We start from the raw sequence: 12,915 nt of genomic DNA, 5'->3' as shown, positions 1-12,915 counted from the left end.
TCCTTCGGGGGTTTGATCAGAAAGCAAAACACGAGCAGCCAAACGCACCCCAGAATCCCTGGAAGTCGCTGACCGGCACGCTGGAAAGCCGCGCCTTTTCATGGCTGTGGGAATGCACGCCGCACGGGCCGCTGCACTGGTGAACCTGAGCCTGCAACGGCGAGTTCGGGCGCCAGTGACCCGGCACCTTGACCACCGGCGACCAGTCCGGCAGCACCGGCACGCGGGGCGGTGCGAAATCTTCGAAGTCACCGGCGCCGTAGACCACCTTGCCGCCGACCACGGTGAGCACCGATTCGATCCATTTGATGGCTTCTTCATCGACACTGAAGAAGTCCGCCGACAGCGCAGCCACGTCCGCCAATTGGCCGACCTTGATCTGGCCCTTCTTGCCCTGCTCGGACGAGAACCAGGCGCTGCCATGGGTGAACAGTTCCAGCGCCGTCAGGCGCGGCAGGCCTTCGGCGTGCAGCTCCAGGCCGCCAACGGTGCGACCGCTGACCATCCAGTACAGCGAGGTCCACGGGTTGTAGCTCGACACCCGCGTCGCGTCAGTGCCCGCCCCGACCGGCACGCCTTCGGCGAGCATGCGCTTGATCGGTGGCGTGGCTTCGGCCGCCTTGGCGCCGTAACGCTCAACGAAGTACTCGCCCTGGAACGCCATGCGGTCCTGGATCGCGATACCACCACCGAGCGCCCTCACCCGCTCGATGTTCTTAGGCGTGATGGTTTCTGCGTGGTCGAAGAACCACGGCAGGCCATTGAATGGAATGTCGCGGTTGACCTTCTCGAACACGTCGAGCATGCGCGAGATGGACTCGTCATAGGTCGCGTGCAAACGGAACGGCCAGCGCTGCTCCACCAGGTGGCGTACCACCGGTTCGAGCTCCTGCTCCATGGTCAACGGCAGGTCCGGGCGCGGCTCAAGGAAGTCTTCGAAGTCGGCCGCTGAAAACACCAGCATCTCGCCAGCGCCGTTGTGGCGCAAGTAGTCATCGCCCTGATGCAGGGTGACACTGCCGGTCCAGTTCTTGAAGTCGCTGAGTTCTTCCTTGGGCTTCTGGGTGAACAGGTTGTAGGCGATGCGCACCGTCAACTGTTCGTCCTTGGCCAACTGCTCGATCACCGCGTAGTCATCGGGGTAGTTCTGGAAACCACCGCCCGCATCGATGGCGCTGGTGAGGCCTAGGCGATTGAGTTCACGCATGAACTGGCGGGTCGAGTTGACCTGGTATTCCAGCGGCAGTTTCGGGCCCTTGGCCAGGGTCGAATACAAGATCATCGCGTTGGGTCGCGCTACCAGCATGCCGGTGGGGTTGCCGTTGCTGTCACGCACGATCTCGCCGCCTGGCGGGTTCGGCGTGTCCTTGGTGTAGCCGGCCACACGCAGGGCGGCGCGGTTGAGCAAGGCACGGTCGTACAGGTGCAGCACGAACACCGGGGTGTCCGGCGCCGCCTGGTTGAGTTCTTCCAGGGTCGGCATGCGCTTTTCGGCGAACTGGAATTCGTTCCAGCCGCCGACCACGCGGACCCATTGCGGCGTCGGCGTGCGGTCGGCCTGGTCCTTGAGCATGCGCAAGGCGTCAGCCAGTGACGGCACACCCTCCCAACGTAATTCGAGGTTGTAGTTCAACCCGCCACGAATCAGGTGCAGGTGCGAGTCGTTGAGGCCGGGGATGACGGTGCGGCCCTTGAGGTCGATAACCTGGGTAGCACTGCCACGCAGGGCCATGGCTTCACCGTCGGTGCCCACGGCGACAAAGCGCCCCTGGCTGATGGCGACCGCCGTGGCGCGGGGGTTCTCACGGTCCACGGTGTGGAACTGGCCATTGAACAAAATCAGATCGGCGTTCATAGGGTTTCCTTTGCAGAGGCTTCAAGCCAGGGGGCGAACAGGCGGGTGGCGGCCGGCATCAACAGGTAAACCACCAGCAACACGATGGTCAGGGTGATCAGGAAGGTGGCGACCACGTAATGGGAGAGGAACGGGTGCAGGCGCAGTACCGGGCCCCAGATGATTGGCACCAGCAGGGTCAGCGGCAGGATCACGAACAGGGTGACCACGGCCTGCTTCCAGCGTGGCGGCTTGGCGGCGTTCTCGGTTACGGGGTTGAACCAGAATTCGTTGACCGCACCGATTTCGGTGTTGTCACCGTCAGCAAGCATGGGGGTGGCTTCGGCGATCAGGGTTTTGCGCTCGGGGGAGTCGAGCCAGGTTTCCAGGTCGTCGGTGGAGCGATAGCGCAATACGCAGGTGAACAGCGCCAGGTTACCTTGCTTGCCGCGCACCACGTCGACACCGAGGTGGCCTGGGCGCGCGCCGGCGATACGTACGATGCGGCGTAGCCAGGCTTCGTAGTCGGCTTCCCGGCCGGGTTTGATCAGGTGTTTGACCACCAGGGTGACGACTTCGTCGGGGCCTGGTTTTGTTGCTGGGTCCATGGGGTGTCCCTCTGCCTTGATGTTTCAGCGATGAGGGAGTTTGCGGGGATTGGGCTGGGGAAAATTGGATGTACGTGCTGTTTGGGTTGAGTCCCTGTCCGTTACTGGGGTAACGGACAGGTATACCGTCAGTCAAACCACTCACGACGGCCTTCAAAGGTGCCAATGATCAACTCCACAATCATCCGCACCGCTTCCCGATTCCCCACCTGCGCATTCACCGCCAGCCACACCTGGCGCTGCATGCTCTCGGCCAACAAACCCGGCAACGCCACCAGGCCCCGGTCAAAACTGCTCATGTAATGCGGCAGCAACCCAATGCACGCCCCACAGCGAATCATCTCCAGCATCAACGAATATGCATGTACCTGCACCACCGCCGCCAGGCGCTGCTGCACCACCTGGTTCCACGCCTGCAACGCGCCCACCTGAGCATCCGGCTGCCATTGCACCAGCATGTAGTCGTCGAGGTCTTCCACACTGTCAGGTCGTGTCGTCAACCGCGAATAACGCTTGGCGATATGCGGCAAGTAATGCAAGCGCGCCAGGGCCTGTGGCGGCTCGGTGGCAAAGCTCGGGCCAGGCACGGGGCCATCGGTGTCCGACAACCACAGCACCACATCCACATCCACCGCTTGCAGCGACAACTGGCTGTCGATGGAGATGATCTCCAGGCGCACGCTGGCATTGCGGCGCAGCAACGCGATCAGGTCACGGCCAAGGATGTCGTGCAGGATCGGTTCGGCCACCGCCAGCCGAATCAACGGCTGCTCCGTGACCGGCAAGCGCCGTTCTTGGGCCAGGGCAATCAATTGGGCCTGCAACTGCTGGCCATCGCGACTGAGCACCAGGCCATTACCCTGGTAGCTGAACAGCGAATGCCGTAAATGTTCTTCCAGTTGTGCCAGGCGCTTGCGCAACAGCGTCGCCTTGATATTCAAGCTGCGCGCCGCCTGCATGAAGCAGCCGCAGCGCGCGCTCACCAGAAAGTAGCGCGCCACCTCCGGGTCGATCTCATGGGCCAGGGCCAGCCAGCTACTGCGTCCCTCGGTGGGGGCGCGATAAGCGGACGGCCCCTGGGGGGCGGACGGTTCTAGCAATGCCATGGGAGACTCCCTGTCTTGTCGGTCTGTGCATCCAATGCGGGTTGACGCGGGTTACTCCAGCACCTTGTTCAACTCGGCGCCGTCGATACTCAGGGTTGCGGTGTTAAGCATGCCTTCGAGGTAGGCCTTGGCGATCTGTTCCTGGCGCTGGGCACGCAGGGCCTGGGTCAGGCGCTCGCGCAGTTCGTCGAGGGTCGCGGTACGCGCCGGTTGCTGGCCGGTGAGCTTGAGCACATGAAACCCCGCCGCGCTCTGCACCACGTCCGACACGGCACCGACCTTGAGGCGCGACACGACATTGCGGACTTCCGGCACCAGCTGTTGCAAAGGCTGCATGCCCGAGTCGCCACCGCGTGCGGCGGAGTCGGTGTCCTGGGAAAACTGCGTGGCCAGGGCGGCGAAATCACCTGGCGCGGTCTGGGCACGACGGCTCAGTTCCTGGGCCTGGCGGCGCACGTTATCGACGGTTTGCGGGTCATTGGTCGCCAGGAAAATCTGGCTCACCCGGTACAATGGCGGCGTCAGCCATTGCGCCTTGCCACTGTCGTAGGCCTGCTGCAACTCCGCCGCGCTGGGGTAATCGGCCGGCACTTGGCTGACCGAGAGCATGTAGTCGCGGAACACGATCTGCTCGGCGGCGGCGCGGGTCTGCTGTTCCACGCCCGGGCGCTGGCGCCAGCCCTGGGCGTCGGCCTGTTCGAGCACCGCCTTTTGCGCCAGGCGTGAACGAATCCAGGTTTCCAACGCGCCACGGTTACCGCGCAACTGCTCACGGGACTCGGCAGGCAGGCTGGCCAGCACGGTTTTCAGTTCCGTCAGGTCGATCTGCTGATTGCCCAGGCGGGCCACCGCTGGGCCGGCCGATACAGGATTGATCACCGGCGCCGGTTGCTGCGCCGCCACCGGGTCACTGCCCGGCCGCAGGCTCAAGCCCACCGCCACCACCAGCAAGGCCAACGCACCCGCGCCGACCATCAAGGTTGGTTTCTTCACAATACCGGCGCCTCGGCTTCAGCCTGCAACTGCGCGGCCTGCTGGCTGTATTCACGCAGGTAAACGATAAATTCCTGCAACAGGCGATCCCACAGTTCCAACTGGCTGCGCAGGTGCGTGGCGCCGACGCCCGCCACCACCACGTCCATTTCCATCAACAAAAACTCGCCCTGCACCGACAACCGCGCAAAGCGTCGCGACGCGTTCCACACCTGCGCCAGACCTTCAGGCAATTCGCCCTGGATGCGCAGCGCACAGCTATAGGTGAAATCCACATAGCTGCCCTGCTCCGCCGCCGGGTTGCCGAAGCGCACCGCAAAACCGATGCCCTGGCTGGCGCTGAGCAATTGCACGATGCCATTTTGTTCGGTCTGATTGACCCGGTAACCGGCTTCCTGCAACAGCTCGGTGAGGCTCTGGGTGGTGACGCTGGTGATCAATTCGCTCATGGTGATTTCTTCCCTGTCGATCAATGATTGGCGGTTGCCTGGGGCGCATCGAAACGGCTCTTGTACAAATCGTCGCCAAAGCCCTGGGCCAGTTCCTCGAACTTGACCCGCGCGCTGCTGGCGAAAGGCTGGCGAATACTCATCACCTCGGCCACGTCGATTTTTTCGTAGGCCGCGAGCAACTGCTGGGCCACGCCGTACATCTGTTGATTCTTGACTGAACATTGCTGCACTTGTGTGTCACGGTCGCTCAGTTGTGCCTGCAAGCGCGCACGCTCGGCCTCTTTGCCCTTGGCCAGCACCAGCAGTTCGTCATAGGCCTTCTTGAACTTGCCGATCTGCTCGTTGCTGGCGGCCACCTGGGCCTGTGCCTGGCTGTGCAGGCTCTGTTGCTGACCGGCCATTTGCTCGGCCACGCCACGGGCCTGGGCGAGTTCGGCGGTCAATTGCTTGATTTGCGCCTGGGCCTGCTTGGCCTGGCTTTCCGCCGCAATCCGCGCGGCGCTGGCCTGGGCCTGTTCGCTTTGCAGGGCCTGCAATTGCTGGGTGGTGCTGCGCAGTTGCGTACGCAGGCGTTCCTCCATGCCTTCAGCCGACGCGCCGGTGGTGACCAGCAGCAGCAACAGCCCGCAGATTCGCGTGTTCATGTGGCATCTCCGTGCGCATCAAAAGCGCGTGTTGAGTTCCAGTTGCATCACATCGACTTCGAACGGCGCGCCATACACTTCGGACGCGCTCAACCAACGCGCACTGGCGTAGATGTTCTTTTCGATGCCGTAGTTGGCGCCAATGAAATAACCCTTGGCGTTGGTGCCGCCCAGGTGGAACGACGAGTCGTTGAAGCCGTCAGGCAGTGCGTCAGGCTGGATGTATTTGTAGCCGGCCAACACGTTCCAATCGCCGCGCTTGCGCATTTCCAGCGCGCTGCCGAGGGTGAACGACACCATCAGCGCATTGCCGCCACTTTCAAACTGGCCCTTGCTGTTGATGTTGTTGACGATCTGGCCTTCGCTGCGCTTGAGCATCTCGCCCTTGTCGTAGGCCAGGTTGTGGATGAAGTTGCCTTGGGTGCGCAGCTTGAAATCGCTGGGCAGCTCGGCATCCCAGGCCAGGTTCAGGTCGAGCACGTCGAACTTGGATGCCAGGCCGACGAACTGCGGTTGCGGGGTCAGGCCCGGAGTGGCCGGATTCGGCGTGATGTCGCGCAGCAGGAACACACTGTTGCCCTTCTGCATGAAGGCCAGGCGCGAGCCGTCGCTGTCGCAGGCCGGCTGGCCGGACCACGGCTGGCAGGCGCCGGAGCGTTTACCTTCGATGTCGTCAAAGTGGTAGTAGGCCACCGCGCCCTTCAGGCTGTTCTCGCGGTTGATCTTCCAGTTGGCGCCGATCTGCCCTCCAAACAGCCACTTGGTCTCGCTGTCTTCCTTGTCGAAGCCGTTGCTGCTGGCCGAGTCGGAGGTGTACTCCACCGGGAACGCACCCAAGGTGCCAAACAAGCCCCACTGGCTGTTCAGGGCGTGGTTGAAATTGGCGGCGATACCGTCGAAGTTCAGGTCGCCCGAATACATCATGTCCGTGGAATAGAACGGGTTGGCGAAACGCCCGGCGGTGAGGGTCACGTCCGGGGTGGCCTTCCAGCTCAGGTAACCCTGGTCGAGCCAGATGTCTTTCTTGCCAAAGCCGCCGCCCAGGGTCTGGGTGGTGGACACCGGGTTGTTGTCAGAGCCGGTGCCCACACGGATGCCGGCCGTCCAGTCGGGTGACAGCACGGCTTTCATGCCCAAACGGGCGCGCAGACGGAACAGGTTTTCGCGGTCCTTGGTGGTGTTGAGCAACGGCGGCAGCTTGGTGTTGGTGTCTTTGTTGGTGTCGTACGGGCCGCTTTCATTGAGCTTGGCGTAGTCGACGATCTCGTTGCTGTTATTGCCCGAGAAGTAACGCGACTCGTCCCGCAGGCGGATATCACCATCAAAGCTGATGCGCGAGACCCAGTCCGGGAAGGTGTTGGGCTGGGCCCAGTTTTCCTGCTTGGCGGTGGCCATGACTTCAGCCTTGACCTGGTCGCGGATCTGATCCTTGACCGCCTGCGGCACGTATTGCACACGCACGTCACCCGGCGCTGCGGCCGGGCCGGCAGCCACCACCGGCGCGGCATTGGCCTGGCGGGCCTGCTGGGCCTCTTTTTCGGCCTGGGCGATCAGGCCGTTGGCGGTGTCCTGGGTCAGCACGCCTTGCTGCACCAACAGGCGGATCAGGTTGATGGTGACGTTTTCCGAGGGTGCGACCGGGGCTGCAGCCGCCTGGCCGACCAGGGTCGCGATGACCATGCCGACCGCCAGGGTCAGTCGATTCACGGGGGAAATCATGTGTACGCAACTCCTGTAAAAAACCGTTGTAAAAGGGTTTGATCAATCCGGGCGCCGACCTTTCAGGGACAGGCGCATGGGCAGCGTCAGCGACGCCGGCGGTTTCTGTGTGGCACGCAGTGCCTGGATCAAGGCGAGCATCTGCGCGTCGGTCTCGGCATCCCCGCTGGACTTGGCCACCAAAGCTTTGGTGACCTGGCCCTCGGCGCCCAACCACAGGTCTACCTGTATCGAGAACGCCTTCTTGCGCAGCTCAGGGTCTTCGCGCATCAGCCGCTGATAGGTGCCGGCCAGGTACTGCTTGTAGGTGCCCGTCCCCAACCCACCGCCGCCACTGCCGGCCATGCCGCCGCCCTTGCCGGCGCCGATGTTGAAACCGTCATTGCCGGACTGCGCGTCGCCATCGATCTGCATCGGGTTGGCCAAGTCTTCGTTAGGCGAAGGCGGCGCTTCCTCGGCCGGCTTGACCTCCTCGGGTTCGGGGCTTGGCACCGGTTCCGGGATTTTTTCTTCGACCTGGGGCTCAGGTTCCTTGGGCTTTTCCGGCGGTGGTGGCGGTGGCGGCGGCAACGGGATAATCGTCGGCACCTTCGGTGCTTCGCGGCGCACGCCACTCATGTCGTTGGCCCATTGCCACAAGCACCAGGCGGCCACGGCGCCCAGCAACAGGCCGGCACCCCACTTCAATGGGCGCAACGGCGGCTTCTTTTTCACGGGCAAGGGAGCAATCGGGATCTGTGCAGTCATGACTCAGCCCTGGCTCGGTTTGCCGGTAACCAACCCGACCTGGGACAGTTCCAGCCGACGCAGCAGGTCGAGCACTTCGATCACCTTTTGGTACTGCACCATCGCATCGCCACGCACGATCACCGGGAAGTCCGGGTTCAGCGCTTTCTCGATGCGCAGGCGTTCTTCCAGCTCACCGAGGGTCACCGGGTAGGCGTCGAGGAACACCTGGCCACCGTCGTTCACGGAGATGGCCTTGGTCTTGGCCTCCGACAACGACACCGAGGCGCTGGCCTTGGGCAAGTGAATCTGGATGCCCGAGACCTGGGCGGTGGCGGTGAGGATAAACATCACCAGCACCACCATCAGCACGTCCACCAGGGGCGTGATGTTGATGCTGTCGACGGCAGCGTCATCGTCATCGTCGTGGGAGGTATTTACAGAAGCCATCGCGATTCTCCTCAGGCCGGAACCGGCGCGTGATGGTCACGACGGTGCGCCGCTTCACTGTGCTGGCTCTCGCCATGCATCTCCGCCAGGCGGGTGATGAACTCGTCGACAAACACACGCATGTCCGCGCTGACTTCCTTGTTCCGCGTGATCAAGCGGTTATAGCCAAACAGCGCCGGGATCGCGACAAACAGGCCCATGGCCGTGGCCAGCAAGGCCGCCGCCATACCGGGAGCAATCGCGTTGATGTTCACGTCACCGGCCATCGCCGTGCCGAGGAACACCACCATGATCCCCAGCACCGTGCCGAGCAGGCCGATATAAGGGCCGCCGGCGATGGCGTTGGACAGGGTCGAGAGCTTGGAGCTGAGCGCCTGGTTTTCGCGGGTGCGCACGCCGTCCATCGAGCAGCGGATGGCTTCGATGGTCGCGGCCGACACCGACGAGGTGTCAGCGCCCTGGGCACGCCGGGTGCGGATCTCCTTGACCGCCACCAGGTACAGGCGCCACAGCGAAGAATGGGCCAGGCGCTCACCCAGTTGGGCGTCGTCGGCGTACATCTCCAGTCGCGTGCCAATCTGCGCGAAATGCTCGCGGAACACTTCGTTGGCGCTGCTCACGCGGCTGACCTGGCGGTTCTTGCGCAGCATGATGACCCACGACTGGAACATCATCGCCACCAGCACCAGGATGATCACCCAGGCATCCACCGGCACCGCGTTGAGCAAGAAGCCCAGGCTGCCGAAACCAAAGCCGGACTGCTCTTCATCCACGCCATAGGCCACCAGTTTCGACTCCGCGCCCTGGGCGTTGGCATCGGCCAGCAACAGTGCCGCCGGACGCGCGACCTTGGACAAGCGCAGCTCATCGATGGCCCCGGCGAATGGTAGGTGGGTGGTGCCCGCTTCCGGCAGATCGGCACCAATGGCCAGTTGGGAGTTGAACGCCGGCAAGGCAACGGCCAGGATGGCGGTTTCACGGCCATTCACATACAGCGTGACCTTGTCACCCTCGGCGGTGAACGCCAGGTGCTGCCATTGGCCGGGGTTCAGCGGTTGGCTCGACACGGCGCGCTGGCCATCGATATCCACGAACGGCATGCCCTGGTTCAAGCCCAGCAACAGGCTATGGGGGCCATCGCGGCGGGCAAGCACGACTTGCTCACCGCTGGCCTGGTCCAGGCGCAGCCAGGCGCTGAAGGTAAACGCGCCACCCGCAGCGTGTTGCAGCGAAGGGCTGGCCGGCAACATCAAGGCTTGGCCGCTGAACTGCAAGGCACGGCCGATCACACCGTCGATGCTCGCACCGGTGGCGTTCAACGCGGTGTTGGCGTAGGCCGTGGTGTCGCGGGCCGGTGTGCCATTGGCCCCGTCAAAATGGTAGAGCGCGGTGTAGTTCGGGTCGAACGTCAGTTGGCCGTTGGCGGTGGCCGGGGCCTTCTGGTTGCCGTAGTACATCCACAGGTCCTGGCGCTGGCCGCCTTCGACCTTGGGCACATCGACCCAGATCAGTGCCATGCCCATCAACGGGTCGAAGCTCTCGATCTGGTGGTTGAACACGGTTTTGTCATCGGCGCTCACAAAGCGCAGGTCGGCGCCGTCATCCTTGACCCCGTCAAAGGTGAAGTTGCCGGTGTGCAAGCGCACCAGCAGCGCGGTGCGGCCCAGGGCCTGGTTGATCGCGGCGCCTTGGGCGGTGGTGTCCACCGAAATCTGTTTGCGGTAGTGCCAGTCGTCCTGCCACCAGGCATGGGCGGTGGCCGGGAGCGTGAAGCCCAGGCAGATCAACAGGCTCAGGAATAGGCGTTGCATGGGTGAAGTCTCCGGAAGAAAAAGTCAGAAAGTCGCCTGCACACTGAAGTGCAGTCGCGAGTCCTGTTTCTGGGTGTTCGGTCCATCGAGCAGCGGGTAGCCCCAATCCAGGCTGCCGGACAACCATTTGCTCAAACTGGCGCGGGTGCCCAGGCCGACACTCGCCAGGCTGTATTCGTCTTCTTGCTCAGGCAGCGGGTCGTGCAGGCGCATGCGCGCGCCTTCGGCGAACGCGTAGAAGCGCCACTCCTGCACATAACTGCCGAGGAACTTGGCCAGGGACGGCGTGCGCAGTTCCTGAGAGAGCAAGTACCCCTCATCCCCGGTACGCTCCGCCGCCAGATAACCGCGCACCGACGTAGCGCCGCCGGCGGAATACTGCTCGTTGGACACCAGCGGCCCCGACGCCAGCTGGAAGCCGCCCTTGGTTGCCGACTGCCAGTCGTTGGCGAAGGTATAGGTGTAATTCAGGTCGCCCTTGAGCACGGCAAAACTGGCGCTGGCCTTGTAGCGTTTGTATTCGAACTCTTCGGCATCGCTGCCGTAGCCGAAGAAGGCGCGAGTGCCCACTACCAGGTTCAAGCCCAGGCCCAACTGCGATTGTTCGGTGTAGCGAAAGCCGTTGTAGCCCAAGGTGAACGGTGCGTATTTGAGCGGCACCTGGTCGCTGCTGGAGCCGAACTTCATCTGTTCGTCGAAGTCCTTGAAGTCCACGCCAAACGAGAACGAGTTGGCCCAGTTGCCCGCCGCCGGCAGGTTGTAGATGGCCGACACGCCGTAGGAATGGCCCTTGCCCAGCACGTTGCTGCCGCCGATGGTGGCGATGTTGCTGTCGGACTGGTAACCGGAGAACTGCAAGGTCCAGCGCTCGTTGAGCGGGGCGCTGTAGGACCCCGACCAGACCTTGGCGTTCTCGGTGTCCTGGGGCGCGGTGAAGTAGGTCAGGGAAATGCTGTGGCCCAGTTGCCAGAGGTTGTCGTACCCCAGGGTCGCCACCGAGCGCAGTTTCTCGGTGTCGGCGCTGTAGTCGTTGTTCATGCCGATACTGGCGTGCCATGGGTTCTGGTCTTCCACCTGCAAATCCACATCCATGGTGCCGGGGCGTTGGCCCTCGCGCACCAGCGGCGTGACCTGGCGCCCAGCGCCGCGATTGAGGCCGGCCAACTGGGTTTGCACCGTGGCGAAGTCGGGCACTGCGCCCTCCTCCAGGGCCGGCACCTGCTCGCGGATTTCCACTGGCGAATAGTGCTTGGCACCGACCACGCGCACCCGGCCGACCTTGGTCTCGCTGACCTGCAGGTAGACGATACCGTCATCGACCTTCTGCTCCGGCAACTCGACAAACACCGACTGGTAGCCCCGCGACTGGTAGATCTTCTGCAACGCATCGCGCGCGCCTTCGATATCGCCCAAGGTCTTTTGCGGCCCCAGGAACGGATACACCGCCTCCTCGATCGTCGCCGCATCCAGCACCGTATTGCCGCGCACGAAGTACTCGTTGACGTCGACCTTGCGCGCGCCCTCTTCCTCCTCGGCCAACAGCGGTTGCGCCAGGCTCCCCAGCGTCACGCAACACAGCGCCAACGTTAATTTGAACAGATGCTCCACACCGCCCCCTGACTGTCTGATTTTGTGCGCCGTCGCCGGATGCCCGGCGTGCGGCCGGCTCAATTGCTGGTGATCGAGGTGCTGCCGTGGCGTGCCAGCCAGGTGTGCAACAGGGCGAAGTTCAACGAGAACTCCGGCATGTGCAGCAAGGCGCCACAAAACACGTCACCGATGATTTTCTGGATGAGTTGCACCGCACGCGGGTTGTTGAGCAGCGTGGCGATGTCGCGGGTCAGTACGTGAATGCTCCAGACCTTTTGGTTGAGGTCCAGGCCGACGAACCAGCGGAACAGCAGGTTGTAGTTCAGCTGTTCGTGCAGTTGCTGTTCGCTGGGCACCGAGTACAGCAGTTGCAGCAGCAGGATCTGCAGCACGGTGTGCGGGGCGATCGACATCGCGGGTTCGGCGGTGAGCCAGTCGCGATGCTGGTCGAGCACTTCGTCGATCTGTGGGCGCAGCAGTACCAGGGAGTGGCCTGCCGGGATGTAGCTGGAGACTTCCTTGCGCGCACCTTGCCAGTCTTCCTGGGAGACGATCCAGACCCAGGGTGCGCCGTAGCGATAGACCGACACCGGCTTTTTGCGCGCCGCTTCGACGATCTTTGACAGGCGCTGGTCGAGCTCCTGCATGCCGACTTTCGAGTAACGTTCCATAGTTCCCATCGCCCCACTCCTGGCATCCTGCTTGCGGCTGAAAAGCCCAACGTTCTGGTGGGCTCAAGCGCGTTACACAGAGGAGACGGGAGTGGCTGGGGACTACCGAACTTTTGTCATGAAAGCTTCATTTTGGATTGGGTGGGGGGCAATTTCTGGTCGGGTACATATCCGTTTCTTCGGTAACGGCTACTTAGGGTTCCGCCCTTACGGCGGCTCACTTTTGAAAAGCCCAAAAGTAAGCAAAAGGCTCTTGCCCCAACACTCGGCACCTCGCCTAGGCTCGGTGTGCCCGTAATCCGACAGTGATT

12 protein-coding genes are annotated in these 12,915 nt (G+C 63.0%); all 12 read right to left on the bottom strand.

The annotated features are described in order from the left end of the window. Positions 1 to 16: 16 nt before the first annotated feature. The 12 genes from CI807_RS19400 to CI807_RS19345 all read right to left on the bottom strand — a co-directional run bounded on the left by CI807_RS19400 (position 17) and on the right by CI807_RS19345 (position 12,604). The gene (locus tag CI807_RS19400) at positions 17 to 1,855 is read right to left on the bottom strand and encodes an amidohydrolase (protein ID WP_095015791.1); all 1,839 of its coding nucleotides are present in this window, start codon (positions 1,853 to 1,855) and stop codon (positions 17 to 19) included. Beyond that, positions 1,852 to 2,442: an antibiotic biosynthesis monooxygenase gene (locus tag CI807_RS19395; protein ID WP_095015790.1), complete on the bottom strand. Its 591-nt coding sequence runs from the start codon at positions 2,440 to 2,442 to the stop codon at positions 1,852 to 1,854. The genes CI807_RS19400 and CI807_RS19395 overlap by 4 nt, the downstream gene beginning before the upstream one ends. A gap of 128 nt (positions 2,443 to 2,570) precedes the next feature. Continuing rightward, positions 2,571 to 3,548: a LysR family transcriptional regulator gene (locus CI807_RS19390; RefSeq protein WP_095015789.1), complete on the bottom strand. Its 978-nt coding sequence runs from the start codon at positions 3,546 to 3,548 to the stop codon at positions 2,571 to 2,573. Between the two features lie 51 nt (positions 3,549 to 3,599). Further along, the gene (locus tag CI807_RS19385; RefSeq protein WP_095015788.1) at positions 3,600 to 4,541 is read right to left on the bottom strand and encodes a peptidylprolyl isomerase; all 942 of its coding nucleotides are present in this window, start codon (positions 4,539 to 4,541) and stop codon (positions 3,600 to 3,602) included. After that, entirely contained in the window at positions 4,538 to 4,990 is a 453-nt protein-coding gene (locus CI807_RS19380) for a YbjN domain-containing protein (protein ID WP_177409589.1), read from the bottom strand. The genes CI807_RS19385 and CI807_RS19380 overlap by 4 nt, the downstream gene beginning before the upstream one ends. Before the next feature lie 20 nt (positions 4,991 to 5,010). Continuing rightward, entirely contained in the window at positions 5,011 to 5,637 is a 627-nt protein-coding gene (locus CI807_RS19375; RefSeq protein WP_095015787.1) for a DNA repair protein, read from the bottom strand. Between the two features lie 18 nt (positions 5,638 to 5,655). Beyond that, positions 5,656 to 7,356, bottom strand: coding sequence for a putative porin (locus CI807_RS19370; RefSeq protein WP_095015786.1), 1,701 nt, complete (start codon positions 7,354 to 7,356; stop codon positions 5,656 to 5,658). Positions 7,357 to 7,398: 42 nt separating this feature from the next. Next, positions 7,399 to 8,103: an energy transducer TonB gene (locus CI807_RS19365; RefSeq protein WP_095015785.1), complete on the bottom strand. Its 705-nt coding sequence runs from the start codon at positions 8,101 to 8,103 to the stop codon at positions 7,399 to 7,401. Positions 8,104 to 8,106: 3 nt separating this feature from the next. Next, positions 8,107 to 8,532 (bottom strand): biopolymer transporter ExbD, encoded by a 426-nt coding sequence (locus tag CI807_RS19360; protein WP_016980095.1) that lies wholly within the window; start codon positions 8,530 to 8,532, stop codon positions 8,107 to 8,109. Between the two features lie 11 nt (positions 8,533 to 8,543). Next, positions 8,544 to 10,343: a DUF2341 domain-containing protein gene (locus CI807_RS19355; protein WP_095015784.1), complete on the bottom strand. Its 1,800-nt coding sequence runs from the start codon at positions 10,341 to 10,343 to the stop codon at positions 8,544 to 8,546. A gap of 24 nt (positions 10,344 to 10,367) precedes the next feature. Further along, positions 10,368 to 11,951 (bottom strand): ShlB/FhaC/HecB family hemolysin secretion/activation protein, encoded by a 1,584-nt coding sequence (locus CI807_RS19350; protein ID WP_095015783.1) that lies wholly within the window; start codon positions 11,949 to 11,951, stop codon positions 10,368 to 10,370. A gap of 59 nt (positions 11,952 to 12,010) precedes the next feature. Then, positions 12,011 to 12,604 (bottom strand): transposase, encoded by a 594-nt coding sequence (locus CI807_RS19345; RefSeq protein ID WP_028619777.1) that lies wholly within the window; start codon positions 12,602 to 12,604, stop codon positions 12,011 to 12,013. Positions 12,605 to 12,915 lie beyond the last annotated feature (311 nt).

The organism is Pseudomonas sp. NS1(2017) (assembly GCF_002269425.1).
Taxonomy (GTDB): Bacteria; Pseudomonadota; Gammaproteobacteria; order Pseudomonadales; family Pseudomonadaceae; genus Aquipseudomonas; species Aquipseudomonas reactans.
This window is presented reverse-complemented; position numbering and strand designations above follow the sequence as displayed.